The 26788-nt window shown below is 64.8% G+C and carries 26 protein-coding genes; all 26 read right to left on the minus strand.

Annotation, left to right across the window (positions count from 1 at the left end):
* Positions 1-23 precede the first annotated feature (23 nt).
* On the minus strand, positions 24-398 hold the full coding sequence (locus tag RCH11_RS10375) for an FKBP-type peptidyl-prolyl cis-trans isomerase (RefSeq protein ID WP_327056926.1): 375 nt from the start codon (positions 396-398) through the stop codon (positions 24-26).
* 8 nt (positions 399-406) lie between these two features.
* On the minus strand, positions 407-1096 hold the full coding sequence (rpe, locus tag RCH11_RS10380) for a ribulose-phosphate 3-epimerase (RefSeq protein ID WP_327056927.1): 690 nt from the start codon (positions 1094-1096) through the stop codon (positions 407-409).
* Between the two features lie 10 nt (positions 1097-1106).
* Positions 1107-2525 (minus strand): RsmB/NOP family class I SAM-dependent RNA methyltransferase, encoded by a 1419-nt coding sequence (locus RCH11_RS10385; protein WP_327056928.1) that lies wholly within the window; start codon positions 2523-2525, stop codon positions 1107-1109.
* Positions 2522-3442: a methionyl-tRNA formyltransferase gene (gene fmt / locus RCH11_RS10390; protein WP_327057039.1), complete on the minus strand. Its 921-nt coding sequence runs from the start codon at positions 3440-3442 to the stop codon at positions 2522-2524. Before fmt ends, RCH11_RS10385 begins: the two co-directional genes overlap by 4 nt.
* 39 nt (positions 3443-3481) lie before the next feature.
* Positions 3482-5491: a primosomal protein N' gene (locus RCH11_RS10395; protein ID WP_442789035.1), complete on the minus strand. Its 2010-nt coding sequence runs from the start codon at positions 5489-5491 to the stop codon at positions 3482-3484.
* 20 nt (positions 5492-5511) lie between these two features.
* Complete coding sequence (metK, locus tag RCH11_RS10400; protein ID WP_327056930.1) at positions 5512-6720, minus strand: methionine adenosyltransferase; 1209 nt, start codon at positions 6718-6720, stop codon at positions 5512-5514.
* 70 nt (positions 6721-6790) lie between these two features.
* A complete protein-coding gene (coaBC, locus tag RCH11_RS10405; RefSeq protein WP_327056931.1) occupies positions 6791-7993 on the minus strand; it encodes a bifunctional phosphopantothenoylcysteine decarboxylase/phosphopantothenate--cysteine ligase CoaBC in 1203 nt (400 codons plus the stop codon).
* Positions 7994-8013: 20 nt separating this feature from the next.
* Complete coding sequence (rpoZ, locus tag RCH11_RS10410; protein ID WP_185200659.1) at positions 8014-8280, minus strand: DNA-directed RNA polymerase subunit omega; 267 nt, start codon at positions 8278-8280, stop codon at positions 8014-8016.
* Positions 8273-9196, minus strand: a complete 924-nt coding sequence (gene gmk, locus RCH11_RS10415) for a guanylate kinase (protein ID WP_327056932.1) — start codon at positions 9194-9196, stop codon at positions 8273-8275. Before gmk ends, rpoZ begins: the two co-directional genes overlap by 8 nt.
* Entirely contained in the window at positions 9184-10071 is an 888-nt protein-coding gene (gene pyrF / locus RCH11_RS10420; RefSeq protein WP_327056933.1) for an orotidine-5'-phosphate decarboxylase, read from the minus strand. The genes gmk and pyrF overlap by 13 nt, the downstream gene beginning before the upstream one ends.
* Entirely contained in the window at positions 10064-13369 is a 3306-nt protein-coding gene (gene carB / locus RCH11_RS10425) for a carbamoyl-phosphate synthase large subunit (protein WP_327056934.1), read from the minus strand. The genes pyrF and carB overlap by 8 nt, the downstream gene beginning before the upstream one ends.
* Positions 13369-14541: a glutamine-hydrolyzing carbamoyl-phosphate synthase small subunit gene (gene carA, locus RCH11_RS10430; protein WP_327056935.1), complete on the minus strand. Its 1173-nt coding sequence runs from the start codon at positions 14539-14541 to the stop codon at positions 13369-13371. The genes carB and carA overlap by 1 nt, the downstream gene beginning before the upstream one ends.
* Positions 14538-15053 carry a PH-like domain-containing protein gene (locus tag RCH11_RS10435; RefSeq protein WP_327056936.1) on the minus strand — a complete coding sequence of 172 codons (516 nt, stop codon included), beginning with the start codon at positions 15051-15053 and terminating at the stop codon, positions 14538-14540. Before RCH11_RS10435 ends, carA begins: the two co-directional genes overlap by 4 nt.
* Entirely contained in the window at positions 15046-16395 is a 1350-nt protein-coding gene (locus RCH11_RS10440; protein WP_327056937.1) for a dihydroorotase, read from the minus strand. Before RCH11_RS10440 ends, RCH11_RS10435 begins: the two co-directional genes overlap by 8 nt.
* A complete protein-coding gene (locus RCH11_RS10445; RefSeq protein WP_327056938.1) occupies positions 16392-17342 on the minus strand; it encodes an aspartate carbamoyltransferase catalytic subunit in 951 nt (316 codons plus the stop codon). Before RCH11_RS10445 ends, RCH11_RS10440 begins: the two co-directional genes overlap by 4 nt.
* Positions 17342-17887, minus strand: coding sequence for a bifunctional pyr operon transcriptional regulator/uracil phosphoribosyltransferase PyrR (pyrR, locus tag RCH11_RS10450; protein WP_327056939.1), 546 nt, complete (start codon positions 17885-17887; stop codon positions 17342-17344). The genes RCH11_RS10445 and pyrR overlap by 1 nt, the downstream gene beginning before the upstream one ends.
* A 447-nt stretch (positions 17888-18334) precedes the next feature.
* Complete coding sequence (locus RCH11_RS10455) at positions 18335-19219, minus strand: ABC transporter permease (RefSeq protein ID WP_442789036.1); 885 nt, start codon at positions 19217-19219, stop codon at positions 18335-18337.
* 2 nt (positions 19220-19221) lie between these two features.
* On the minus strand, positions 19222-20256 hold the full coding sequence (locus tag RCH11_RS10460) for an aliphatic sulfonate ABC transporter substrate-binding protein (RefSeq protein WP_327056940.1): 1035 nt from the start codon (positions 20254-20256) through the stop codon (positions 19222-19224).
* Between the two features lie 46 nt (positions 20257-20302).
* Positions 20303-21145 (minus strand): ABC transporter ATP-binding protein, encoded by an 843-nt coding sequence (locus RCH11_RS10465; RefSeq protein ID WP_327056941.1) that lies wholly within the window; start codon positions 21143-21145, stop codon positions 20303-20305.
* A gap of 119 nt (positions 21146-21264) precedes the next feature.
* Complete coding sequence (gene nusB, locus RCH11_RS10470; RefSeq protein ID WP_327056942.1) at positions 21265-21678, minus strand: transcription antitermination factor NusB; 414 nt, start codon at positions 21676-21678, stop codon at positions 21265-21267.
* Entirely contained in the window at positions 21678-22238 is a 561-nt protein-coding gene (efp, locus tag RCH11_RS10475; protein WP_327056943.1) for an elongation factor P, read from the minus strand. Before efp ends, nusB begins: the two co-directional genes overlap by 1 nt.
* A gap of 78 nt (positions 22239-22316) precedes the next feature.
* A complete protein-coding gene (locus RCH11_RS10480; protein WP_327056944.1) occupies positions 22317-22757 on the minus strand; it encodes a type II 3-dehydroquinate dehydratase in 441 nt (146 codons plus the stop codon).
* A gap of 196 nt (positions 22758-22953) precedes the next feature.
* Entirely contained in the window at positions 22954-24027 is a 1074-nt protein-coding gene (gene aroB / locus RCH11_RS10485) for a 3-dehydroquinate synthase (RefSeq protein ID WP_327056945.1), read from the minus strand.
* A gap of 67 nt (positions 24028-24094) precedes the next feature.
* Positions 24095-24622, minus strand: a complete 528-nt coding sequence (locus RCH11_RS10490; protein WP_327056946.1) for a shikimate kinase — start codon at positions 24620-24622, stop codon at positions 24095-24097.
* Entirely contained in the window at positions 24619-25833 is a 1215-nt protein-coding gene (gene aroC, locus RCH11_RS10495; protein ID WP_327056947.1) for a chorismate synthase, read from the minus strand. The genes RCH11_RS10490 and aroC overlap by 4 nt, the downstream gene beginning before the upstream one ends.
* Positions 25834-25944: 111 nt before the next feature.
* A complete protein-coding gene (locus RCH11_RS10500; RefSeq protein WP_327056948.1) occupies positions 25945-26784 on the minus strand; it encodes a shikimate dehydrogenase family protein in 840 nt (279 codons plus the stop codon).
* Positions 26785-26788 lie beyond the last annotated feature (4 nt).

Consider the following 26788-nt stretch of genomic DNA (forward strand, 5'->3'; position numbering starts at 1 on the left):
GCCGGGGAGCGATTCAGCTTGGGTCAGCTGACGCCGAGCAGGTCGATCACGAAGATCAGGGTGCGGCCGGAGAGTTGGTGCCCAGAGCCGGCGACACCGTAGGCGAGGGCCGGCGGCACGATGAGCTGGCGGCGTCCGCCGATTTTCATGCCAGGGATGCCCTCCTGCCAGCCCGCGATCAGGGAGCGCAGGGGGAAGTTCACCGACTGGCCACGGCCCCAGGAGGAGTCGAACTCCTCGCCGGATTCGAAGTCGACGCCGAGATAGTGCACGTCGACCTTATCGCCGGCCTTGGCTTCTTCCCCGCTCCCAAGTTCGATGTCGATGGACACCAACTCGACGGGCGCGTCGCCCTCGTAGAACTCGATCTCTGGCTTGGTCTTGTTGAACTCAGTCATGATCCAATTCAAGCAGAGTCGGCAGGTGCTACGGGCCAGTGAGCGTGAGCTGCCGCTGCCGCCCGCAGCCGCGCGATCTGCTCCGCTGGCTCCCCCGCATTGAAAACGCTCGAGCCCGCGACGAAGGTATCGGCACCGGCATCGGCCGCGATCGCAATGGTGCTCTCCGTGATTCCGCCATCCACCTGAAGCCAGATGTCGAGCCCGGATGCCGCAACCGCCGCGCGAAGTGCCACCAGTTTTGGCATGGTCGAGTCGATGAACGACTGCCCGCCAAAGCCGGGCTCCACCGTCATCACCAACACCTGGTCGAACTCCGGCAACAGTTCAAGGTATGGCTCGATCGGGGTGCCAGGCTTCACCGCGATGCCGGCTCGGGCGCCGATGTCTCGCAGGCGGCGTGCGAGAGCCGCGGCATCGGCCACCGCCTCGGCGTGAAAGGTGACCGAAAAGGCTCCGGCCTCGGCGTAGCCCGGCGCCCAGCGGTCGGGATCGTCGATCATCAGGTGGATGTCCAGCGGCAGCGGCGAGACGCGCTGCAGCGACTCCACCATGCGCTGGCCGAACGTGAGGTTCGGCACGAAATGGTTGTCCATCACGTCGACATGCACCAGGTCTGCGGTCGCGATGCGAGCAAGTTCGTGCTCGAGATTGGCGAAATCGGCGGTGAGGATGCTCGGGCTGATGCGTACGGTCACGTGCGCCAGCCTAGAGGGACTTCTCCAGCAGGCAGATAAACATGGCGTCGGTGCCGTGACGGTGGGGCCACAGCTGAACATGACCGTCGCCAGAGGACTCCCCCAGCTCAAGTTCGCGCTTGGTAACCCCGGCAAGAACCGCGGCAGTGTCGACACGGGATACGCCCTCGGTGCGCCTCAGCACCGTCTCCACGATGACCTTCGTCTCGGCCAGATGCGGCGAACAGGTGACATACGCAAGGACTCCGCCGGGCTTCAGCGCCGCGAGCCCCGACTCGAGGAGCGCGATCTGCAACCCGCTGAGCTCGGCGACGTCGCTCGGCTGCTTGCGCCAGCGCGCCTCCGGTCGGCGGCGGAGCGCCCCGAGACCCGTGCAGGGTGCGTCCAGGAGGATGCGGTCGAACTGCTGCGGCATCCGCTCGCCGAAGAGGGTGCCATCCTGTACGAGCACCTGGGGCGGATCGGGGAACACGGCCAGCGCTCTTCGCACCAGTTCGGCACGCGCGGGAGTGATCTCGTTGGCGACGAGAATCGCTCCGCTCTCTCGCGCCTCGGCGGCGAGTAGCGCAGCCTTCCCGCCGGGGCCGGCACACAGGTCAAGCCAGCGCTCCCCCGCCACTACGGGCCGGGCGCGACTGAGCGCGAGCGCGGCGAGTTGCGATCCCTCGTCCTGCACCCGGGCACGACCCTCGTGCACGGCGGGCCAGAGCGCCGGGTCTCCCCCGTCGCTCAGCGCGGCGTACGGGGAATATTTCGCCTTCTGGGTGCCCCGGATCTCCGAGATGGTCGCGAGCCCTGGCAGCGCGACAAGACTCACCCGCGGGGCGAAGTTGTCGGCGATCAGCAGGTCTTCCAACTCCTCTTCGCGACCTTCTGCGGCCAGTGCCTGGCGGAAGGCGCGCACGATCCAGAGTGGATGCGAGTGCTCAAGCGAGAGGCGCTCGTCGTCGCTGCGCGGCTTCGCCATTACCCGGTCGTGCCAGGCTGACGGCTCGCTGCGCGTGATGGTTCGCAGTACCCCATTGACGAATCCGGTCGCCGAGCGGGACCCTACCTCTTTTGCAAGGGATACCGCCTCATCGACGGCCGCGTGCTGCGCCACCCGCATCGAAAGCAGCTGGTGGGTTCCGAGCCGAAGCACGTCGAGGATCGGGGAGTCGATCTCGTCGGTCGATCGCCCGGCCGCGAGTTCGATCACCGCGTCGTAGTAGCCCTGCTGGCGCAGCGTGCCGTAGGTCAACTCCGTCGCGAGGGCGGCATCCTGGGGGTTCAGCCGAGCCCGCTCCAGCTTCACCGGCAGCAGGAGGTTGGCGTAGGCATCCGTCTCCCGCACCGCCATGATCACCTCAAGTGCGATGCGACGGGCCGGCTGAACTCGAGAGATCGGCGCAGCAGCGCGAGGGCCGCGAGTCGGTCGCCGGTCGCTCATCTCGCCAGCGTTCCGGCGTCGGACGGGCGACCGCGCCACCAGTCTGCGGCTCTCATCGCCTTCTTTCCGGCCGGCTGCACCGACACCAGTTCAATCGGATCGCTCGCGGTTCCCACCACTACCCTGCCGTCCCGGAGTTCGAGTTGCCCGGTGGCCAGCCGCAGTTCGTCGCGCGCAATCACGGCCTCAAGGATCTTGATCCGCATCTCGTCTACCACGGTGAAGGCCCCGGGCTCGGGGGTGACCCCGCGCACGCGGTCGAGCACGGTGGACGCATGTTGGCCAAAGTCCAGTCGTGCGTCCGGAAGATCCAGCTTCGGGGCGAGAGTCACGTCTCCAACCTGGGGCTCGGCACGCGCGACACCATCGGCGAGGGAATTCACGACCCGCACCAGCAATTCGGCGCCGCCGACCGACAGCGACTCGAGCAGGTGTCCCGCCGTCTCGTTGGCACCGATCGCCTGGGTGAACTGCCCGTACACGTCGCCAGCGTCGAGCTCCGCAACCAGCTGGAAGACGGATGCTCCGCTCACCTCGTCCCCCGCGATGATCGCGCGCTGCACGGGAGCTGCGCCACGCCAGCGTGGCAGCAACGAGAAATGCAGGTTGATCCAGCCGAGACGCGGAACGGTGAGCAACGGCTCGCGCACGAGCCCGCCGTACGCCACGATCACCCCGAGGTCGGGGCGAAGCGCCGTGACCGCCTCAGTCGCTGCTCCGGCCAGACGATTTGCCCGGATGATCGGAAGCCCGAGTTCTGTCGCGGAGGCGGCAACCGCGGTCGGGGTGAGCTCGCGCCGACGCCCCTGCGGTGAATCCTCGCGCGTGAGCACCGCAGCGACGTCATGACGACTCGCCGCGAGCGCCTCGAGGCTCGGCACCGCGGCGGCCGGGCTTCCCGCGAAGACGATAACCAGGTCGGACATAGAAGCACTCGTTCGTTGGGGGTTGACGCGTTACTCGGCGCTGTCAAAGGACAGCGCGTCGTCGAAACGCACTCTCAGTGTAGGCAGCGGGACCCGCCCGTTTGCGCCGCCGGCCTGCTTCCGCCGGCTCGTTGCGGCCCGGATCACCTCGGCGCGCAGTCCGGACGCCACGGCAGCACCCTCCCCATAGTCAAATCGTACGATCGCCCGAACAGCCCCATCCGCGGTCTCCACCGGGCCGAGAACATCGACTCGGTCGATGGCCCGCACAATGTCGACCGCGGCCTGCACGGTCTCCGGCGTCCCGGTGACAGTGGCGACGCGCACCGCGGGCGGGAAGCGCAGCGTGCGCCGGTCACTCAGTTCAGCGCGCAGGTAGTCCGAACGACGCCAGGTGGCGAGAGCGGATGCCAGGGCGCCCCCCACTCCGACCAGTACGGTCGTCGCCCCCGGAGCCGCAAGGGCGATCGCGTTCGACCACCAGCGAAGGCAGTCCTCTCCCACACGAAGGCTTTCCCTTGCAATCATCCGCTCCCCGTCGAGGAGCAGCACCGCCCGGTAGCCCCCGGCAGCGATCGGTTCGGCCCCGCGCGTGGCGATGACCAGGGCGGGCTCGGCGTCGACAGTGAGGATGGGCCGGTCACCGTCGGCGATGATGATCCGAACGCCCGGGAATGCCCGGCCGAGATCCTCGGCGGTGCGCCCGGTGCCCTGGCCGACCAGCCGGAGCCCGGTGCCCGCGCAGTTCGAGCAACTCCAGTCGGTGGCCAGCTTGCCGCACCAGGCACAGGAGGGAGTGGATCGCGCGGTCTTCAGCCGCAGAGGCCCCTCACAGCGTTGGCAGCGTGCCGTGTTGCCGCAGCTCGCGCAGGCCAGCCGCGGCGCGTAGCCAGGCCGCGCCACCTGCACCAGAACGGGACCGTGTTCGAGTGCCGAGCGGGCCTCTCGCCAGGCGGATGAGGGGATGCGGGCCTGGGCGGCAAGGCGATCCTGGGACTGCTGTTGGGCGGTCGGAAGCACCTTCGGAGCGAAGGGACGCGTGGCGGCGAGTTCGTCGAGCCAGCCGACCTCGACGAGCCTCTCCACCTCGGTGCTTCGCGCATGCGAGAGAAAGAGCAGCGCACAGCCCTGCAGTTCCTGGCGCACCAGTGCGATGTCCCTGGCGTGCACGTAGGGGCTCAGCGGTTCGTTGTGAAGCGGATCGCCCTCGTCCCACACCGCGATAAGTCCGAGCGTCACCGCCGGTGCGTAGAGCACCGAACGATTTCCGACGATCGCGAGCGGGGTGTCGCCGAGACAGGCCAGCAGCGCCCGATAGCGATCGGGATTGGACTGGCGCGCGTCGAGATGAACGATCCGATCCGCCGGCAACACAGCTCGCAGAGCAGCCACCAGCTGCTCCTGGTCCCGATAGTCCGGTACGGCGAGAATCGCCGACCCTCCCGCGGCCAGAGCGCGGGTGGCGGTCGCGGCCATGGTGGCCGCCCAGTGTCCCACCCACTCTGATGGGGCATCCGCGCTCGAGCGGACTTCGACCACGCGAGGCACGGCATCCACCGCGAGGCGTCCGCCGGTCGCCAGGGCGAGATCGATTCGATCGGTATCGAATCCGGTCAGCAGAATCGGTGTGACGGGGCCGGATGTCTCGGCTGCGGCCTCCAGCAGCCAAGCCTTTTCCACGCGCACCTGCCGCTTGGGCACGGCAAGCCTCACGATATCGCTCGCGCTGCCCGCGGCGCGGTCGGCGAGACGTCGGGACAGCGTCCAGACCTCTGGCGCGAGTACCCGGGCGGCAGAGACCACCGCTTCGAGCTCGCTCAGCGTGCCGACGTAGTCACCCTGACCGACCACCCCCACGATAAAGCCGTCGGCGACGCGACCAATCGACCGAAGGGGTACCCGCACTCGCACGCCCGGCAACGCTTCTTCCGCCATGGCTGCGGGGATGCTGTAGTCGAACAGACGGTCGAGTTGTGGCAGCGGCGAGTCAATGAGCACCCGCGCAATCCTCGGCGTCGTCACGCCCGAACCGTCGTTCATGGTGAGGGCGGTACCCGGATCTACAGTCCGGCCTGGCTGCGGAGGGCGTCTACCCGGTCGAGCTTCTCCCAGGTGAACTCGGGCAGCTCGCGCCCAAAATGACCATAGGTGGATGTTGCGGCATAGATCGGCCGCAGGAGGTCGAGATCGCGGATGATCGCAGCGGGGCGAAGATCGAACACCTCGCGGATCGCCTCAATGATGGAGGCCTCGTCGACATGGGCCGTGCCGAAGGACTCGACGTAGAGTCCTACCGGAGCCGCCTTGCCGATGGCATAGGCCACCTGAACCTCGAGGCGATCAGCAAGGCCAGCCGCGACGACGTTCTTGGCCACCCAGCGCATGGCGTAGGCGGCCGAGCGATCGACCTTCGAGGGGTCCTTGCCGCTGAAGGCACCTCCGCCGTGGCGGCTCGCTCCCCCGTAGGTATCGACGATGATCTTGCGGCCGGTGAGCCCGGCGTCCCCCTGGGGCCCGCCGATTTCAAAACGGCCCGTCGGGTTGATGAGCACGCGCGGATCGACAGTGTCGAGTTCGACACGGTCGAGCACCGGTCGAATCACGAGCTCCTCGATCTCTGCGCGCAACATCTCCGTGCTCACGCGAGGCGAGTGCTGGGTCGAGAGCACCACGGTATCAACGGTGCGCGGCACTATCCCGTCGTAGCCGACCGTCACCTGGGTCTTTCCGTCGGGACGAAGGTAATCGACCATGCCGGATTTGCGAACCTCAGCGAGTCGTTCCGCCAGTCGATGGGCGACCCAGATCGGCACGGGCATGTACTCCGGCGTCTCGGTGGTCGCATAGCCGAACATGATGCCCTGGTCGCCCGCGCCCTGGCGGTCGAGATCATCGATACTCGACTCCTCACGGGCCTCAAAGGCGTCGTTGACCCCCTGGGCGATATCCGGCGACTGGCCACCGATCGACACGGAGACACCGCAGGACCGCCCGTCGAACCAGACGTCGGACGAGTTATACCCGATGTTCCAGATGCGATCTCGCACGATCAGGGGAATATCGACGTAGCCCGACGTCGAGACCTCCCCGGCCACATGCACGAGACCCGTCGTGACCAGTGTCTCGACAGCGACCCGGCTATGGGGATCGACGGAGAGCAGGGCGTCCAGGATGCTGTCTGAGATCTGATCGCAGATCTTGTCGGGATGACCCTCGGTCACCGACTCCGAGGTGAACAGACGAAGGGGCGTGGTGGATGCTGCGCTCATGGTATTCCCAGCGTGAAGGTGAAACAGAGTGAAGGTGAATCGGGGGCCGAGTGACCACCGTGGTCTGAAGTCAGGCGAGGCGAGCGGCCACGGCATCAAGGGTGCGGTTGGCCACCGATTGCTTGCTCCCGGATGCCTCCATCACTATATCTCCGAGCCTATCCAGCACGATGACACTGTTGCTATCGGCTCCGAAACCCTCTGTCCAGCCCACTCTGTTGAGGACAAGTAGGTCACATCCTTTTCGAGCGATCTTGGTGCGACCGAGCGCGAGCAGCGCATCCGCATCCTGTTCCGTTTCGGCGGCGAACCCAACAATCACCTGGCCGGGCCGACGAGCCTCTGCGAGGCGCGCGAGAATGTCGGGGTTCTTCACTAGCTCGAGCGTTAACCGGTCGCCAGCGAGTTCCTTCTTGATCTTCGACTCGGCGATCACCGCGGGGCGATAGTCGGCTACCGCTGCCGCCATGATCACGACATCGACGTCGGGGGCGGCATCCTCTACCGCCGCTGCGAGTTCGAGCGTTGAGCTGACATGGCGCACACGCATCGAGCCCGGAGCCGCGACCTCGAGATTGGCACCGATGAGGGTAACCTCGGCGCCGCGGGCAACGGCCGCAAGCGCAAATGCTATCCCTTGCTTACCGCTCGAACGGTTGCCGAGGAAGCGCACCGGGTCGAGCGGTTCGCGGGTGCCTCCGGCGGTGACCAGGATTCGATGGCCCGCGAGGTCCTTGGGCGCAATCACCGCAAGCGCAGCGCGCACGATTTCGTCCGGCTCCTCGAGTCGACCGGGTCCGGAGTCTGTTCCGGTGAGCTGCCCGACGGCAGGCCCGACAACGGTGACTCCGCGGGAGCGGAGCACAGTGATGTTGTGCACGGTCGCCGGGTGCTGCCACATCTCGGTGTGCATCGCCGGGGCGATCACCACCGGCGCCCGACTCGCAAGCACGGTGTTGCCCAGCAGATCGTCGGCGAGGCCAACAGCCAGCTTTGCAATGGTGTTCGCGGTCGCTGGAGCGATCACAATCAGGTCGGCCGCCTGGCCGATGGCCACGTGCCGAACCTCAGCAACACCCTCGTAAAGATCGGTGTGCACGATGTTTCGACTGATGGCTTCGAGTGTCGGCTTGCCGACGAAGCGAAGCGCGCCCTCTGTTGCCACAACATGAACATTGTGTCCGGCGAGCACCAGACCGCGAATCACATTCACTGCCTTGTAGGCGGCGATGCCGCCGGTGACGCCGACGACAATATTCAACTGGCCGCTCATACGAGAAGCCCCAAGGGAAGTTACTCGACCGGCTCGGCGAGCGCCTTGACGACCAGCTTGTCCTCGTTGATCTCATGCATCGCAACGGAGAGCGGCTTGTCGTCAATAGTGGAGTCCACGAGCGGTCCCACATTGTCGAACAGGCTCCCCTCGTGCAGATCGGCGTAGTAATCATTGATCTGGCGAGCACGCTTGGAAGCGAAAATCACCAGAGCGTACTTCGAGTCGACCTTCGACAGCAATTCGTCGATGGGCGGATCGATGATGCCTTTGGCGCGTTCAACCATGCGTAAAACTCCTGTTGTTTTTGGGGATTGCCATCAAGTCTACGACTTCACGGGCGGCGGCGCTCACGTCGGAGTTGACAATGCGGTGATCGAACTCGTTCTGGGCGGCCAATTCGACCTTGGCCGTCTCGAGTCGGCGCTGTTGTTCCACAATATTTTCGGTACCTCGGCCGATGAGCCTCCTCACCAGTTCCTCCCAGGTGGGAGGCAGGAGGAACACGAGCACCGCCTCCGGCATGAGCTTTCTCACCGACCGCGCTCCCTGCAGATCAATCTCAAGCAGCACGCTCTTTCCGGCAGCGAGTGCCTCATCGAGGGGGGCTCGCGGAGTGCCGTAGCGGAAAGCATTGTGCACGGTCGCGGTCTCGAGCATCTGCCCGGTCTCGATGAGTCGATCAAAGTCGGCGTCGCTCACAAAGTAATAGTTGACTCCGTGCACCTCACCGGGGCGCGGGGCGCGGGTCGTTGCAGAAACCGAGAGATGAACATCCGGATAGTTTTCGCGGATGTACGCCGATACCGTGCCCTTGCCGACCGCGGTCGGTCCGGCGAGCACCACGAGCCGAGCCTGGTGGCGGGTGTCGCGATGTTCGCGATGAGCCAACCAGTCCACGAGCTTCTGCCGCTGTCGAACGCCGAGACCGCCGACGCGCTTGGATTCCGCGATTCCCAGCTGCTCCATTGCTTTGGAGGTGCGAGTGGGACCGAGGGTCGGGATGCTCGTCAGCAGTTCGCGCACTCGCAGGCTCGCCTCGGCGGTGGCCGAAGGATCGGCCCACGCCGCTTCGACAACATCGACGGCGCTGCGCGTTCGGTCATGAACGGCCAGCTTGACCGATGCCCGCGCCCGCCGGGCGGCGACGGCTGCGTGGGCGGCGGCGACCCTGTCGACCTCGGGAGGAGCTACCCGCGGCATGCGAACACCTCCGCTGCCTGAGTCTGGATCGCGTCGGCGACGCCATCCGGACCGGCGTCGAGGATGCTTCGGGACGCACTCACGATAGTGGTCGGTGCGGCAGCACCGTAGCGATGCGCAAGCTCGGAAAAACGGGCCCCCTGATGACCGAAACCCGGGGCAAGGACCGGTGAGGCCGGCGCAGTGGCGATCACGGCGAGATCAAGCTCGAATGCGCTGAAGTCGACCGTTGCGCCGAGCACCAGGCCGATCGAGCCCACTTCGCGATCGGCTGCAGCCGACCCCTGGGACACATTCCACTCACTCACCCCTGAGACGATACTGGACGCAACCGTCCGACCGACATGCGATCCGGAAGAAATGCGAGCGGTCTGCAGTGAGAATGCTTCGGGATTCGATGTCGCTGCGAGTACGAACAGTCCCTTACCCGTCTGCTCGGCAAGGGTCATCGGGGCCTCGATCGAACCGAGGCCCATGTATGCACTGATCGTAAGAGCGTCAACCTCTAGTGCGCTGCCTGGCGTTAACCAGGCCTGCCCGTAGGCTTCGACGCTGGTCCCAAGGTCGCCACGTTTGGCATCGGCGATAACGATCAACCCCGCCTGGCGAGCCGACTCGAGGATTGTCTCGAGAGCCGCATAGCCAGCCGATCCGTGTCTTTCGAAGAATGCCACCTGTGGCTTGATAATTCCGACACGGCCGGCAGCAGCCTCGACGACGCACAGTCCGAACTGACGAAGACCCGCAGCATCGTCCGCAAGTCCCCACCGGTCGAGGAGGTAGGGGTGCGGGTCGATCCCAACACACAACTGTCCGAAGATGTCGAATTGATCGACCAGACGCTCACCGAAAGATGTTGCGGACCGTTTAGACAAGAGCGGCCAGCCGATCAGCCCGCTCGCTCGCGTAATCCTGCAATGACTTCACCTCGAACCCGTCGCGAATCGACTCGATCGATGCGACCGCCGCGCCGAGTTGGGCGATCGTGGTGAACAACGGAAGATCAGCAGCGACCGCGGCCGCCCGGATCTCATAGCCGTCGACGCGAGCGCTTCGTCCACTCGGGGTATTGATCACGATGTCGACCTGCGACAGGTTGATCAGTTCGACGATCGAAGGCTCTCCCTTCACCGACACATCGCCATGGTCGAATTTGCGCACAACGCGGGCAGCGATGCCATTGCGGCTGAGTATCTCGGCAGTGCCGAGTGTCGCGAGGATCTCGAAGCCGAGCTGTTGCAGCCGCAGCACCGGCAGGATGATCGCGCGCTTGTCGCGATCCGCCACCGAGACGAAGACGCTGCCGCTCGTCGGGAGCCCACCGTAGGCGGCCTCCTGGCTCTTCGCGAAGGCCTTCGGGAAGTTGGAGTCGATGCCCATCACCTCTCCGGTGGAGCGCATCTCCGGACCGAGAACCGAGTCGACGATGAGTCCCTCTGTGGTGCGGAAACGCTTGAACGGCAGCACGGCCTCCTTCACGGCGACCGGCGAGTCCATCGGCACGACGGATCCGTCTGCAGCGGGAAGCATGCCTGATTCCACGAGAGAGCGGATGCTCTGTCCAACCATGATCAGCGAGGCAGCCTTGGCGATCGGCAGGCCGAGAGCCTTCGCGACGAAGGGCACGGTGCGACTCGCGCGCGGATTCGCCTCGAGCACGTAGAGCACTCCCGCCCCGATGGCGAACTGCACGTTGATAAGCCCGCGCACGCCGATGCCCCTGGCGATCGCGTGTGTCGCCTCCACCACGCGCTCGATCTGGTCGCGCCCGAGCGTGACCGGCGGCAGCGTGCAACTCGAATCGCCGGAGTGGATGCCGGCCTCCTCGATGTGCTCCATGACGCCGCCGACGTAGAGTTCGTGACCGTCGTAGAGCGCGTCGATGTCGATCTCTACCGCATCGTCGAGAAACCTGTCAACGAGCAGCGGATGATCCGGCCCAACGATGCCCTGGCCTGCCACCCGTTCGAAGTAATCGGCGAGGGACGGACTGTCGTAGACGATCTCCATGCCGCGACCTCCGAGCACGTACGACGGCCGCACCAGCACCGGATATCCGATCTCCTCCGCCACGGCGACGGCCCCTCGGTAGTCGTGCGCGGTGCCATTTCGAGGGGAAACCAGACCCGCAGCATCCAGGATGCCCTGGAACAGCCCGCGCTCCTCGGCGAGGTCGATCGCCTCGGGAGTGGTGCCGAGAATCGTGACGCCGTTCGCCTTGAGCCCCTTGGCGAGACCGAGAGCGGTCTGGCCCCCGAGTTGTACGACCACGCCGACGAGTTCGCCGCTCGCACTTTCCGCGTGGATCACCTCGAGCACATCTTCGAGCGTGAGCGGCTCGAAGTAGAGCCGGTCACTCGTGTCGTAGTCGGTCGACACCGTCTCCGGGTTGCAGTTGATCATGATCGTCTCGTAGCCGGCATCCGACAGGGCGAAGGAGGCGTGAACGCAGGAGTAGTCGAACTCGACGCCCTGGCCAATGCGGTTGGGGCCGGAACCGAGGATCACAACCTTGCGGCGATCGCTCGGCCTCACCTCGGTCTCCTGGTCATAGCTCGAGTAGTGATAGGGAGTGCGAGCCGGAAACTCTCCCGCGCAGGTGTCCACCGTCTTGAATACCGGACGCACCCCGAACTCATGGCGGATGGTGCGCACCTCGTCCTCGGTCAGGCCGCGGAGAGCCGCGATCTGGATGTCGCTGAAACCGTGGTCCTTCGCGAGGCGAAAGAGCCAAGCATCCAGCAGACGGGAGGAGCCGATCTCCTCGGCAACCTCGTTGATGAGTACGATCTGGTCGATGAACCACGGGTCGATCTTCGTGGAGTCGAAGACCTCCTCGATTGTCGCTCCGGCCCGCAGTGCCTGCTGCACCGTGACGATCCGGCCGTCGGTCGGTACCGCCGCGACCGAGAGAAGAACGTCCTTATCCCCTGGCTCACCGTCCCAGTGAAAACTCGATCCGCGCTTCTCAAGTGAGCGCAGCGCCTTCTGCAATGCCGTCGAGTAGTTACGCCCGATGGCCATGGCCTCACCGACCGACTTCATCGTGGTGGTAAGCATGGGGTCGGCGGCCGGGAACTTTTCGAAGGCGAACCGGGGCACCTTCACGACCACGTAGTCGAGAGTCGGCTCGAACGAGGCCGGTGTGACCTTGGTGATGTCGTTGGGGATCTCGTCAAGTCGGTAGCCGATGGCGAGTTTCGCAGCGATCTTTGCGATCGGGAAGCCGGTGGCCTTTGACGCGAGTGCACTTGAGCGGGAGACCCGGGGGTTCATCTCGATGACGATGACGCGACCGTCGGCAGGGTCGATGGCGAACTGGATGTTGCATCCGCCGGTATCGACGCCGACGGCGCGGATGATGTCGATGCCGATGTCGCGAAGGTTCTGGTATTCGCGGTCGGTGAGCGTAAGAGCCGGCGCGACGGTGATCGAGTCGCCCGTGTGCACGCCAACCGGGTCGACGTTTTCGATGGAGCAGACGACCACCGTGTTATCCGCCGTATCCCGCATCAGCTCGAGCTCGTATTCCTTCCAGCCGAGGATTGATTCTTCGAGCAGCACCTCGGTGGTTGGGCTTTGATGCAGGCCGTCGCCCACGATGCGCACGAGTTCCTTCTCGGTGTGGGCGAAACCGGACCCGAGTCCGCCCATGGTGAACGAGGGGCGCACCACCAGCGGATAGCCGAGGTCCTTCGCGAACTCGATCGCTTCAGCGACCGTGTGGGCGATGTGGCTGCGGGCGACATCCGCGCCAGCATCCAAAACCAACTGCTTGAAAATCTGGCGGTCCTCACCCCGGTTGATTGCCTCGAAGTTCGCACCGATCAGCTCGACGTTGTATTTCTCCAGGATGCCGTGGTGGTGGAGATCGATGGCCGCGTTTAGCGCGGTCTGTCCGCCGAGGGTTGGCAGGATGGCATCCGGGCGCTCCTTCGCAATAATCGTCTCGATCACCTGCCAGGTGATGGGTTCGATGTAGGTGGCGTCGGCGAAATCCGGGTCGGTCATGATCGTGGCCGGGTTGGAGTTGATCAGGATGACCCGAACTCCCTCCTCACGGAGCACACGGCAGGCCTGGGTTCCCGAATAGTCGAATTCGCAGGCCTGGCCGATCACGATCGGGCCGGAGCCGATCACGAGCACCGAGTTGATGTCGTCGCGCTTGGGCATTAGTTACTTTCCGTCTGGTCGCTGGCGGGGGTGGAGGTCTCGTGCAGGTGATCGACGACCAGGTCGCGGAATCGGTCGAAGAGGTAGTTGGCGTCGTGCGGACCGGCTGCGGCCTCGGGGTGGTACTGCACCGAGAAGGCGGGGATGTCGAGCGCGTTGAGCCCCTCCACGACGTTGTCGTTGAGATTGACGTGACTCACCTCGACCCGGCCAAAGCCCGCGGGCGACTCGAATGGCCCGTCGAGGGGCGCGTCCACCGCGAATCCGTGGTTGTGGGAGGTGATTTCCACCCGCCCGGTGGCACGATCGACCACGGGCTGGTTGATGCCGCGGTGCCCGAAGGGCAGCTTGTAGGTACCGAGCCCGAGGGCGCGGCCGAGCAACTGATTGCCGAAACAGATGCCGAAGAACGGAAGTCCCTCGCGCAGCACGGACTGAAGCAGCGCGACATGGGTCTCGGATGCCGCGGGGTCACCCGGTCCGTTGGAATAAAACACCGCGTTTGGCGCGAGGGCCAGGAGCTCGTCGATCGTCACGTCCTGGGGAAGAACGTGCACCTCGAGTCCGCGCGCGGAGAGGTATCCGAGGGTTGCGTTCTTCACGCCGAGGTCGAGAACTGCCACCGACCCGATCCGCTGCCCCTCGGCGGGGATCGTGACCCGCTCGGTGACCGAGACCTGCGCGGAGAGGTTGAGCCCCGCCATCTCCGCTCCCCCGCGAACGATCGCCAGCTGTTCGGCGGGATCGAGGGAGGCATCCGGTCCGGAGAAGATGCCGGAACGCATAGCGCCGGAATCGCGCAGGTGCAGTGTCGCGGCCCGAGTGTCGATCCCGCTGATGCCGACGATCCCCTCGGAGACGAGTTGATCGTCGAGGCTGCCGGCGGCGCGATAGTTGGACACGATGCGGGAGGGGTCGCGCACCGCGAACCCGGCCACCCAGATGCGACGGGATTCCCGATCCTCGTCGTTCACCCCGGTGTTACCGATGTGCGGCGCCGTCATCAGCACGATCTGGCCGGCGTAGGAGGGGTCGGTGATCGTCTCCTGGTAGCCGGTCATGCCGGTGGCGAAGACGGCCTCACCGAGAGTGGTACCGCGGGCACCGTAGGCGTTGCCAGAGTAGCGGGTGCCGTCTTCGAGCACGAAAACAGCGGGGTCGAAACGCTTCATGTGGCATCGCCTTCCAGGGGAGCGGGAGTGGGGAAGAGTGGATTCACCGCGTCAATCAGCGCGGTAGCATCGGCCGGATCGGTGAGTCTCAGGTAGCTATCGACGGGTGTCGCGCCGAGCGCCCAGGCGAGCCTCACCAGACCGCCCTTCTCGACAACGCGATCGATCGTGTAGGTGGCGCGATCGATCGTGCGAAGTGCCGCCCGGGCAATGAAGACCTCGGGTGTCCCGGCGAGCGAGAGGATGACTCCCGCAGCCGTGACCGTCACGGTGGCGCGCGCACGGAAGCCGAGCCCCGACACCGCGACTCGGTTGAGTTCGTCGTCGGCCAGCGTCGTGGCGACGTAGAAAGCATCGGCGCTGAACAGTTCCGCCCCGGTGTCCGCCGGAACGGCATCCGGTCGGGGCAGATGGGCCTGCCGTTTCTGGCGCCCACGCCAGCCGATGACCATCCCAACGAGCGCGAGCAGGATGACGGCGATCACGATCGTCGTCGAGGTGGTTCTATCCACGGCCGACTCCCGCCTGATCGTGCGCCCGGGCTGCTGCTGCCACCGTCTCGGCATCCACCAGTTCACCGTCGAGTACCGTGGCATAGCCGCGATGGAATGTCGCCATGATTCGTCCCGGAAGCGTGGTCGAAAGGTAGGGCGAGTTCACTCCCTTGCCGCGCAACTGCGTCGCCTCGAATACGCGGCTCACGCTCGGGTCGTAGAGGGTGAAGGATGCCGGTGCGCCGACCGCGATACCCTGCGCATACCCTGCGAGTTGGCCGATCGCCGCCGGGGTCTTCGAGAAAACTCGGGCGATGTCCGCCCAGTCCAACAGTCCGGTGTCGACCACGGAGGCCTGCACCACGCTGAGGGCCGACTCGAGGCCGACCATACCGAATGCGGCGGCCTCCCACTCGCAGTCCTTTGCCTCGACCGGATGCGGCGCGTGGTCGGTTGCGATGATGTCGATCGTGCCGTCGGCGAGGCCCTCGCGCACCGCCCGCACATCCTCATCCCGGCGCAGCGGAGGGTTCACTTTATACCGCGAGTCATAGCCCACCGCCAACTGTTCGGTGAGCAACAGGTGGTGCGGGGTGACCTCGGCGGTGACGTCGATGCCGCGGGCCTTTGCCCAGCGCACCACCTCAACGGACCCGGCGGTCGAGAGGTGGCAGACGTGAAGGCGAGCGCCCACGTGCTGGGCGAGAAGTACATCGCGGGCGATGATCGCCTCCTCGGCGACCGCGGGCCAACCGGCGAGGCCCAGCTCGCCCGAAAGCGTGCCCTCATTCATCTGGGCGCCCTCGGTGAGCCGCGGTTCCTGGGCATGTTGGGCGATCACTCCCCCAAAGGTCTTCACGTACTCGAGCGCGCGGCGCATGAGCAGGGCGTCGGAGACACACTTGCCATCGTCAGAGAACACGCGCACCTGGGCTCGGCTGTTCGCCATCGCGCCGATCTCGCTGAGTTGCTGTCCCTCAAGACCGCGGGTCACCGCACCGATCGGGCGCACCGTCACATAGCCATGCCGGTCACCGAGGGACATCACCTGCTCGACCACGCCGGCGGTGTCGGCCACTGGCGAAGTGTTCGCCATCGCGTGCACCGCCGTAAATCCGCCAATCGCCGCGGCGCGGGAGCCGCTGAATATGGTCTCGCTCTGCTCGAAACCGGGCTCCCGCAGATGGGTGTGCAGGTCGACGAGGCCGGGAAGGGCGATGAGGCCTGCTCCGTCGATGAGACGATCGGCCGAGGCGAAGATCGCGCGACCAAGCTCGGCGATGCGACTGTCACGCACGAGGATGTCGGTGCTCGTGCCGTCCACGAGAGTCACCGCCCTCACCAGGATGGTCTCGGTCATTGCTTTCCTCCCTCGCCGGACAGCGTGAGATACAACACGGCCATCCGAATCGATACCCCGTTGGCAACCTGTTCCCGCACGGTCGAGCGCGGCGAGTCGGCAGCCGCCGCCGAGATCTCGAGACCACGATTCATCGGTCCGGGGTGCATCACAATGCTATCGGCGGCGAGGACGGCCAGCCGCTCGTCGTCGAGCCCCCAGATGCGGGAATACTCCCGTGCACTCGGGAAGAAGGCGGCGTGCATCCGCTCGCCCTGAATGCGCAGCATCATCACGACATCGGGTTTCGCTCCCAGGGCGATGTCCAGGTCGTAGCGCACTTCGACCGGCCAGTTCTCGACGCCGATCGGCAGAAGAGTCGCCGGGGCCACGAGGGTGACGCTCGCACCAAGAGTGCTGAGAAGCCAGGTATTCGACCGTGCAACCCGGGAGTGCAGAATGTCGCCGACTATCGTCACCGATACCCCGTCAAGATCATGTCCGCGAGAATCGGCGCCGTGCAGGCGGCGGCGGATCGTGAAGGCGTCGAGCAGCGCCTGGGTCGGATGCTCGTGGGTGCCGTCTCCGGCGTTGACGATGGCGGCATCGATCCAGCCCGAATTCGCGAGCACATATGGCGCCCCGGATGCCCCGTGCCGGATCACGACCGCGTCGGCTCCGATTGCGGCGAGAGTCTGTGCGGTGTCCTTGAGGCTCTCCCCCTTGGAGACGCTCGAACCTTTTGCGCTGAAGTTGATGACATCCGCGCTCAATCGCTTCGCGGCCGCTTCGAACGAGATACGCGTGCGGGTGGAGTCTTCGAAAAAGAGGTTCACCACGGTCTTGCCACGCAGGGCGGGGACCTTGCGCACCTCACGCTCCGCGACATCCGCCATGTCCTCTGCCACATCGAGGATGGTGATCGCCTCGTCCCGCGAGAGGTCGCGAGTGCTGAGCAGGTGCCGCATCACTCGCCTCCCTCGGTCTCTTCGATCGTCACGAACTCATCGCCATCGATCTCCAGCAGATGCACGTTGATTCGTTCATTCGTCGCCGAGGGCAGATTCTTGCCGACGAAGTCAGGCCGAATCGGAAGCTCCCGATGCCCGCGATCGACGAGCGTCGCGAGCCGAACGATACTCGGACGCCCAATCGCACCGAGCGCATCGAGGGCCGACCTGATGGTGCGGCCCGAATAAAGCACGTCGTCGACGAGCACGACAGTCTTGCCATCGATGCCGCCGGGCGGAACCTCGGTCGGTGACGGCACCCGGGTGGGATTTCGGCCGAGGTCGTCGCGATACATCGTGACGTCGAGCGACCCGCTCGGAACCACGGTTCCCGAGATATCTGCGAGCATCGCACCGATGCGAGCTGCGAGTACCACCCCGCGAGTAGGAATGCCCATTACGACGAGGTTTTCAGGCCCTCGGTTGGACTCGAGGATCTCGTGGGAGATCCGAGTCAACGCCCGGGTGATATCAGCTTGCTGAAGCACAGTTCGTGCGGGCAATCTGACCTCCTTCCCCGCCTCTCCGGACGGAATTTAAGGATGTCTAGTGGCTCCTACTGTAGCGGGTCGCCACTGGCCCGGTGCGGCGGATGTATGTCAGCGTGGTGAAACCGGGGTCGCTGTTACGGCACACTCTGAGGCTGGCGCGGGGAACGCGCGTGCGAGCTCCCACAGCCCTCCTCGTCACGTACGGGCCGCGACTTTGCATCCGCGAGGGAGGGACTTTTCGTAAATCAACACCGGAAGGAGGGAAATTTTCGCCGCTGCAACAGATTTCCCTCCCGCGCTGCGGACGGGAAGACGGGCGGACGGGAAGACAGGAAGACAGGAAGACAGGGAGTGGGGCAACTCAACACCGGCCACGGATCATCCTCAGCCGAGCTGCCCCACTCCACCTTTTCGCCGAACCCCATGAGCCTCCCGAGCCTCACCAATTCCACCGGAATATCAGCTCCATCGGCGCAGTAGGGACCGCTCAAGCACACCGATGAGGGCATCCGTCAGCTTGCCGAGGACCGCGAGAAGAATTATCGCGAGGAACAATCGGTCGATGCGTCCGTTGTCCTGGGATTCCTTGAGCAGAAAGCCGAGACCGATGGATGAGAAAATCAACTCGGCCGCGACAAGAAAGAGCCACGATTGTGCGAGGGCAAGCCGGAGACCCGAAACGACAGTCGGCACGATCGCCGGGAGCTGCACCATCAGCAGCAGGTTCATCCGGCTGCGGCCAAATGCTCGTCCCACCTCGACCAGCTGATGGTCGACATGGCGAAGCGCCCCCGAGACTGTTGTGTAGACCGGAAAGAACGCACCGATCGTGATCAGCAAGACTTTGGAGTCCTCGTGGATACCGAGATACAGGATGAGCAGCGGCACCCACGCCAGTGAGGGCACCGCCCGGAACGCGCCCACTGTCGGGGCGACCAGCAGGCTCGCCCATCGCGACAGCCCGATGACTGCTCCGACGGCAAGCCCGCTGATCGATCCTAAGAAGAAACCCAAAAGTACCCGTTGCGTCGAGATCGCCACGTCCTGCAGAAGCAGTCCGCGCGCGGACAGGTCGACACCCGCCTCCCACACCGAGATCGGGGTAGGGAGACGATAGGCCGGAATGATCCCGGATGTTGACAGCAACTGCCAGAAGACGATGAGAGCAACCGGCACAACCGCACCGACCAGAAATGTGAACCAGCGTGGCCGTTTTTGAGTGCGGCGGATGGGCGGGGCGAGCGCCGTACCCTCGACCGAGTGTTCGAACTCTGGTGCAGACTGCAGCACCGTAGCGGCCTCGTTTGCGGCGACATCCGCTTCGCTGTTCGATCGGATTGCCACCGCTATTTCAGAGCCGACGGATCGGCTTTCTTCGCGAAGGAAGTCTCGTACAGGCTCTTCAGGGCAGCGTCAATCAGACCCTGATTGGCGACATCCCCAGACTGGACGAACACCGGTCCGATGACCTTGAGCACCGCGGTCTGGCGGGCGCCCGGGATCGGGGAGATGTCGAGTTTGCTGCGGTTCTCAATGACGTTGGTGGCGATCGACGGACTGATGGCGGCAACGGTGGAGAGGATCGTCGCCGTTGCCAACGGATCCTTGACCGCGAACGCACGGGCTTTCTCGTAGGCGTTGACAACTAGCTGCGCCAGATCAGGAGACCGGGAAATGAACGACTCGGTGGCGTTCAGGAAACCGTAGCTGTTGAAGGAGGGGTTGTCGTAGATCACCGACGATCCCGAGGTCACGACGCTGGCGGACAGAAGCGGATCAAGACCGGACCACGCATCGACCCGACCACTTTCAAGAGCAGCCTTCCCGTCAGCGTGGGCGAGGTTCACGATGGTGACCGAGTCGAGCGGTACCTTGAACTTCTCGAGCGACTGGAGAAGAAAGAAATACGGATCGGTACTCTTGGCTACCGCGATCGTCTTCCCTTTGAGGTCGGCAACCGACTTGATCGTTGAACCCTTGGGCACGGCGATCGCAGCCCAGTTGGGCTGCGAGTAGACGTCGATCGTCTTGATCGGGGAACCGTTTGAGCGAGCGAGGAGGGCAGCCGATCCAGCGGTCGAGCCGATGTCGATTGCACCGGAACGCAAGGCGAGATTCGCCGCGCTCGAACCAGCCGACTGAACCCAGTTCACCTTCACCTTGTCGCCGAGTGTGGCCTCGAGCCAGCCTTTGTTTTTGATGATCAGGCTCAGCGGGTTGTACGTCGCAAAGTCGATGTTGAGCACGGGAGCGCTCCACTTCTCCACAGTGGGTGCCGCTGTCGATTTCGGCACTAAAGCAGAGCCCTCCCCGGCACAGCCGGCGAGCAGAAGGCCGACCGTGGCGGCAAGGGCCACGAAACCAATGATTTTCTTATGCATGCTGTTTTCCTCTGTAATCGGGCGGGAAGAGTGAGTGCTTTTTTGCTCAGGTGGGCTGCGGAATGACCTGGTGATGACGCTCAACACCCAGGCCTTCAAGAAGTTCAGAGCGGATGCGCGCGAGCCGGGCATCCGCGCGATCTCGAGGCCTGGCGCCCGGCACATCCACGATTCGTACGATGCCGGATCCGCTGCCAGGGGCCGTCCCCGGGGCCTGGCCGAGGAGCACAACGCGGTCAGAGAGGTAGAGCGCCTCGTCCACATCGTGTGTGACCAGAATGATCGTCGCCGGTTCCGCGGCATGAATGTCGAGGAGGAGATCCTGCATGGTGAGCCGAGTCAGCGCATCGAGAGCACCGAATGGTTCGTCGAGCACGAGCACACCGGGACCGCGAGCGAGGGCTCGGGCGAGAGCCGCCCGCTGTGCCATTCCGCCGGAAACCTGGCGAGGGCGAAGTTGACTCGACTCTTCGAGCTGCACGAGATGAAGGAGCTCTGTGACCCTGGAGTTTCCGCTAGCGCGATCCGTACCGCGGGGTAAACCGATTTCGACGTTTCGGACGATCGAACGCCACGGGAGGAGCCGCGGCTCCTGGAACGCGATGGCGCAGCGTTGATCGATGCCGACGAGCGCGCTACCGTCGATGCGCACCTCGCCGGAACTGGGTGAATCCAGCCCGATGACCTGCCGGAGTAGGGTCGACTTTCCGCAACCGGAGGGACCGATGAGCGCCACGATCTCGCCGGGAGAGATTTCGAGCGTCACATCGGTGAGAACTTGCCGAGCAGGAATCCCGCGTTCGGATGCGGCGAAGGACCGGCTGACTCCGCGGAGCGACACCGAAAGCGCAGGGGCGCTGACGGGGCGAGCGGGAAAAGAAGCAGTCACCCTATGAAGCTACGGTTCCGGTCCTCCCGAATCGAACCGAAGGGTAACGAAGCGAAATATTCCGGCAGTCGCCATCCGCAGCGCCGTGAGCACCCATCCAGTGAACGGGCCCGCAAACGCTAAGCGCGGGTCTGGGCGATCCGTCCCAACAGGCCGTTGACGAACCCGGCGGAATCCGCTGTACTCAGCGACTTGGCCGCTTCAACAGCCTCGGAGATCGCCACGCTGTCGGGGATCTCATCGTTGAAGAGCAGCTCCCAGATGCCGATGCGCACGATCGCACGATCGGTTACCGGCATACGGTTGATTGTCCAGCCCTGCGCGTAGGTCTCGATGAGCTCGTCGATCTCATCGCCGTGCTCGCCGATCCCCTCCACGATGGTGCGGGCGTAGACCCAGGAGTTCCAGCGGTCGGGTTCGCTCTTCGCGCGATCCGCCTCGAGCGCGATCGCCGCGTTTAACGAGATTTCGCGCAGGTCAGCTCCGTACAGCAGATCGATCGCGCGCTTGCGCGCCTTGGTTCGCGCACCCACTAGTTGACGCGACCCAGGTAGCTGCCGTCGCGCGTGTCGACCTTCACCTTGGTTCCCTGCTCCAGGAAAAGCGGCACCTGGATCTGGTAGCCGGTCTCCACTGTCGCGGGTTTCGTACCGCCGGTCGAACGGTCACCCTGGAGTCCGGGCTCCGTGTAGGTGATCTCCAAAGTGACGGATGCCGGGAGCTCCACATAGAGCGGGTCGCCGTTGTGAAGCGCGATCGTCACGTTCTGGTTCTCGAGCATGAAGTTGACCGCATCCCCGACCTGTGCTGCGGTGAGGGTGATCTGGTCGTAGTTTCCGACGTCCATGAACACGTAGTTCTCGCCGTCGGCGTAGAGGTACTGAAACTCGGAGCGATCGACAGTCTCGGTCTCGATCTTCGCGCCGGCGTTGAAAGTGCGGTCGACGACCTTGCCACTCATCACGTTCTTGACCTTGGTACGAACGAAGGCGCCACCCTTGCCCGGCTTCACATGCTGAAAGTCGATCACGGTCCAGAGCTGGCCGTCCATGTTGAGAACGACGCCGTTCCTGATGTCAGCGGTTGAGGCCATGACTGTAAATCCGTTCGATCTGAGGGTGAAGAGAATCAGCGATCCCGCGCGGGGAAACCAGCTAGCGAGTCTACCGGTTCAGCCGAGTTTGCGGTTGATCGCGTCGAGCGCGAGCAGATACGAGTCGAATCCGAATCCGGCGATCACCCCGGTCGCCACCCCCGAAATCACGCTGTTATGGCGGAATTCCTCCCGGGCGTGGGGGTTCGAGATGTGCACCTCCACCAGGATCAACCCGGCCTTGGTGACCAGCGCCACGGCATCCCGTAGCGCGTAGGAGTAGTGCGTGAAGGCGGCCGGATTGAGGATGACCGGGCTCGCGGTATCGACGGCCTCATAGAGCCAGGCGATCAACTCGGCCTCGTCGTTGGTCTGGCGAAGATCGATCGCGTGGGCGGGAGGAGCCTCACGATCCAACGCGACACGCAGGTCATCAAGGGTGCCGCTGCCGTAGACATCCGGTTCGCGGCTTCCGAGGCGGCCGAGATTCGGGCCGTTGAGAACGAGGATGCTCACCATGCGAGCGAGTTTAGCGGTCGCTGGGCTGAGGGGATGCCCGACGCGGATCCTGAGAGTCTCGGCGAATACCAGGCACCGCTTTTCCGCACCTCCGCCCCCTCGAGTGCCACCCGCGCCCGCACCTTCCGGCGCGCGTGTCACACGCGGGCGCGCAGGGTGTTGCAGACCTCCACTTGACGGCTCGACTCCGCTGAGCCTACGAGCCGATCTCCTGGTACGCCGCGAACAGCAGGCTCTCGTCGGGCCCGGTAAGCACTGTCGGCTTCGCGATGTCGTCGAGCACGATGAATCTCAGCAGCGCTCCACGGGCCTTCTTATCGCGCTTCATCACCGAGAGCAGCGTCTGCCACCGTCCGGCCGGGTAAGAAATCGGCAGCTGTAGCGAGGTGAGGATGCTGCGGTGCCGGTCAACCACGACATCCGGCAGTCGCCCGGTGAGCCGAGCCAGCTCCGCGGCGTAGACCATTCCGATCGCGACGGCGGCCCCGTGGCGCCACTGGAACCGCTCCGCATATTCGATCGCATGGCCAAGGGTGTGGCCGTAGTTCAGGATTTCCCGCAGCCCATTCTCCTTGAAGTCCTCGCTCACGACCCTTGCCTTGAGCCCGATCGAGAGCTCGACCATTCGGCGGAACTCCTCGGATGTCGAATCGGTCGCGACATCCACATTCCGCTCGATAATGTCGAGGATCTCCGGCTCCCCGATGAAGCCGCATTTGACCACTTCCCCGAAGCCGGCGAGGATCTCCATCTGGCTGAGCCCGACAAGCGTATCGAGGTCGACGACCACGCCGGCCGGGGCGTGGAAGGCTCCGACAAGATTCTTGCCCTCGTTGGTGTTGATACCGGTTTTGCCGCCGATCGACGCGTCGACCATTCCCAGCAGCGTCGTCGGAACATTTACCAGGCGGATGCCACGCAGCCAGGTCGCCGCAACGAACCCTGCGAGATCAGTGACCGCTCCCCCACCGAATCCAATCACGACGTCGGTTCTGGTGAAATCTGCCTGTCCCATCACCTGCCAGCAGAACGCCGCGACCTCGACGCGTTTGCCAGTCTCGGCATCCGGAATCTCGGCAAGAAGTACCTCATAGTCGGCGCTGAGCGCCTCCCGCAAGCCCTCAGCGCGCGCACCGAGTGTCGCCGGGTGCACGATGAGCACCTTGCGAGCGTTCGAACCGATCAACGCGGGAAGTGTGGAGAGGATGTCGCGGCCCACGAGGATGTCGTAGGGATCGACACCCATCGCGGTGATGGTTGTTGTGCTCATGGCAGCTCCTCATTCATTCGGCGGAGTCAATTGGCGGAGTCAATTTGGCGGAGTCAATTTGGCGGAGTCACTTTGGCGGAGTCACTTCGATGATCCAGCCCGCGATCTCGCTGGCGATCTCATCGATCGGCCGGTGAGAGGTGTCCCAGGTGCGAGTGGCGAGCCGTTCGTAGATCTCGCGTCGGGAGGCGACCAATTCCGACCAGGTGTCGATACCCGACACGAGGGGACGTTTACTGTCGAGAATCCGCGCGGCGACCGCATCGGAACTCACGGTGATGAGCGCAACCCGATGGGCTACGAGGTCTGCCTGGGTGAGCGGATCGATGATCGCGCCTCCGCCGAGCGCCACGACCGCGCGTTCCCCCAGCGCCTTCGTCACTTCCGATCGCTCGAGCGCGCGGTAGTACTTCTCACCGTATTCGCTGAATATCTGGGCGATCGGCCCATGCCGTGCCACGATCCGACGGTCGGTGTCGATGAACGATGCCCCCAGGATCCGGGCGATCCTCTTCCCGAGTCGTGTCTTTCCCGCCGCCGGAGGCCCGATCAGGACAAGGTGCGGTTGTCCGGGCTCGGGAGTGCGATCGATCATGAGCCGAGCAGGAGATCGGATTCGGAGGCCGTGGCGAGGTTGGCCGGGATCGCGGCGACGTAGCCGTCGAGGTTGCGCTTTGTCTCGACCACCGAATCGCCGCCGAACTTCTCAAGAACGGCGTTTGCGAGTACGAGGGCGACCATGGCTTCGGCGACGACTCCGGCGGCAGGCACGGCGCAGACATCCGATCGCTGGTGGTGGGCCTCGCCCGCCGCCGAGGTGGCGATGTCGACCGTTCGGAGGGCGTGGGGCACTGTCGAGATCGGTTTCATCGCCGCGCGCACCCGCAGGACCGTTCCGGTACTCATGCCTCCCTCGGTTCCGCCGGCGCGATCGCTCGATCGGGTGATCCCGTCGACGCTCTGGAACAGTTCGTCGTGGGCCTCTGAGCCGCGTCGCGTTGCGGTGAGGAATCCGTCTCCGAGTTCGACGCCCTTGATGGCCTGAATGCCCATGAGCGCAGCCGCGAGCTGGGAGTCGAGCCGCCGGTCCCAGTGCGTGTAGGAGCCAAGGCCGGGAGGCAGTCCGTAGGCGAGCACCTCGACGACACCCCCGAGGGTGTCGCCATCCTCGTGTGCGGAATCCACCTCGGCCACCATGAGCGCGGAGGTCGTGGGGTCGAAACAGCGCAAGGGGTCGGCGTCCAGCGCCGGCACATCCGCGATACCGGGAAGCGCCGATCCGTCAGGAACCCGCGTCGCTCCGATCGAGAGGGTGTGCGACACCAGGTGGATACCCAGCTCACCAAGGAACGCCCGGGCAACGGCACCGAGCGCGACCCTTGCCGCAGTCTCCCGGGCGCTCGCCCGTTCGAGCACGTTCCGAGACTCCTCGAAGCCGTACTTCTGCATCCCGACAAGATCAGCATGACCGGGCCGCGGACGGGTGAGCGGCGCACCACGACCCTTCGGCAGCGACAGGGGGTCTACCGGCTCTGCGCTCATCACCTCGACCCAGCGCGGCCACTCGGTATTACCGATCCGTAGCGCGACCGGGCTCCCCATCGACAGTCCGAAGCGGATGCCGCCACTGATGGTCAGCGCATCCTGCTCGAACTTCTGGCGCGCTCCGCGCCCATAGCCGAGTGTTCGGCGGTGCAGGTCAGCCTGGATGGCCGCCATCGACACCGGCACTCCGGCCGGGAGACCCTCAAGAATAGCGATCAGTTCGGGACCGTGCGATTCCCCTGCGGTCAACCATCGAAGCATAAGAGAATCCTCCCACAGCAGACGAAGATGCTTGGTCGCTGCGGACGCCCACGACACCGCATTCGCTGCATCTCGAGTCAAATAGGCAAAGGCAGACGAGCGACCCTGCGGTTAAAGCCCGACTGATTCCCGCATCGCCGCAAGCACCGCCTCCTCGCGCGGGAGGATGCGATCGACCCCGCCCCCCACGAAGATCCGCACCTGCATGAGGGCCTGGTTCACCAGCATTTCGATACCCGGGATCACTCGGCCACCGGCTTCGAGCCAACTCGCCGCAAGGGGCGAGGGCCACGGGTCGTAGGCCACGTCGAACAGTACCGAGGACTCTCGGGTCGAGGCATCGAATCGATACGGATGATCCGCCCCGCCGGGCAGGGTGCTGATCACCGCATCCGGCACGATGCCGCCGTCGACGCTGTCCGAGCGCGCCGTGCGCACGTCGACACCGAGCTGCCGGCCGAGTTCCACCAGTACAACGAGTTTGATCTCTGACCTGGCCGAAACGAGAACGCGATCCGCACCGAGTTGGGCAACGGCGACGAGAGCCGATGCGGCGGTCGCGCCCGCTCCGAGCATCCGCACCGTAGAGAGGCGCGCGACGCCGGCGTCGCGAAATGCTTCGGCAATGCCGAACACGTCCGTATTGAAGCCGTGCAGGGTCGGCCCGCCCTCGCCTTGGCGGAATAACACCGTGTTGGCTCCTCCGCTGAGCGCGGCCACCGGGTCCGCGAAGTCGAGCAGGGGCAGCACGTCATGCTTGAGCGGCATCGTCAGGGACAGTCCGCGCCACTGAACTCCACGAGACCTGATGAAGTCCTCGAGGCCGGCCGGCGCGACCTCGATCGCCTCGTAGCGCCAATCGAGTCCGAGTACTCGATAGGCGGCGCTGTGCAGGGCAGGGGATTTCGAGTGAGCTATCGGAGATCCGAGCACGGCGAGTCTCGTCACCATGCAG

This window comes from Glaciihabitans sp. GrIS 2.15 (assembly GCF_035984695.1).
Taxonomy (GTDB): Bacteria; Actinomycetota; Actinomycetes; order Actinomycetales; family Microbacteriaceae; genus Lacisediminihabitans.

What these genes read in the sequence shown, in the direction of transcription:
- gmk (WP_327056932.1), bottom strand. Translation starts at nt 9,196, where the DNA reads ATGCCGCGGGTAGCTCCTCCCGAGGTCGACAGGGTCGCCGCCGCCCAC.
- aroC (WP_327056947.1), bottom strand. Translation starts at nt 25,833, where the DNA reads ATGCTTCGATGGTTGACCGCAGGGGAATCGCACGGTCCCGAACTGATC.
- RCH11_RS10440 (WP_327056937.1), bottom strand. Translation starts at nt 16,395, where the DNA reads ATGACCGAGACCATCCTGGTGAGGGCGGTGACTCTCGTGGACGGCACG.
- metK (WP_327056930.1), bottom strand. Translation starts at nt 6,720, where the DNA reads ATGAGCGCAGCATCCACCACGCCCCTTCGTCTGTTCACCTCGGAGTCG.
- RCH11_RS10385 (WP_327056928.1), bottom strand. Translation starts at nt 2,525, where the DNA reads ATGAGCGACCGGCGACCGACTCGCGGCCCTCGCGCTGCTGCGCCGATC.
- RCH11_RS10490 (WP_327056946.1), bottom strand. Translation starts at nt 24,622, where the DNA reads ATGATCGATCGCACTCCCGAGCCCGGACAACCGCACCTTGTCCTGATC.
- RCH11_RS10445 (WP_327056938.1), bottom strand. Translation starts at nt 17,342, where the DNA reads ATGCGGCACCTGCTCAGCACTCGCGACCTCTCGCGGGACGAGGCGATC.
- carA (WP_327056935.1), bottom strand. Translation starts at nt 14,541, where the DNA reads ATGAAGCGTTTCGACCCCGCTGTTTTCGTGCTCGAAGACGGCACCCGC.
- efp (WP_327056943.1), bottom strand. Translation starts at nt 22,238, where the DNA reads ATGGCCTCAACCGCTGACATCAGGAACGGCGTCGTTCTCAACATGGAC.
- RCH11_RS10480 (WP_327056944.1), bottom strand. Translation starts at nt 22,757, where the DNA reads ATGGTGAGCATCCTCGTTCTCAACGGCCCGAATCTCGGCCGCCTCGGA.
- RCH11_RS10500 (WP_327056948.1), bottom strand. Translation starts at nt 26,784, where the DNA reads ATGGTGACGAGACTCGCCGTGCTCGGATCTCCGATAGCTCACTCGAAA.
- RCH11_RS10395 (WP_442789035.1), bottom strand. Translation starts at nt 5,491, where the DNA reads ATGAACGACGGTTCGGGCGTGACGACGCCGAGGATTGCGCGGGTGCTC.
- coaBC (WP_327056931.1), bottom strand. Translation starts at nt 7,993, where the DNA reads ATGAGCGGCCAGTTGAATATTGTCGTCGGCGTCACCGGCGGCATCGCC.
- RCH11_RS10375 (WP_327056926.1), bottom strand. Translation starts at nt 398, where the DNA reads ATGACTGAGTTCAACAAGACCAAGCCAGAGATCGAGTTCTACGAGGGC.
- carB (WP_327056934.1), bottom strand. Translation starts at nt 13,369, where the DNA reads ATGCCCAAGCGCGACGACATCAACTCGGTGCTCGTGATCGGCTCCGGC.
- rpoZ (WP_185200659.1), bottom strand. Translation starts at nt 8,280, where the DNA reads ATGGTTGAACGCGCCAAAGGCATCATCGATCCGCCCATCGACGAATTG.
- RCH11_RS10460 (WP_327056940.1), bottom strand. Translation starts at nt 20,256, where the DNA reads ATGCATAAGAAAATCATTGGTTTCGTGGCCCTTGCCGCCACGGTCGGC.
- aroB (WP_327056945.1), bottom strand. Translation starts at nt 24,027, where the DNA reads ATGAGCACAACAACCATCACCGCGATGGGTGTCGATCCCTACGACATC.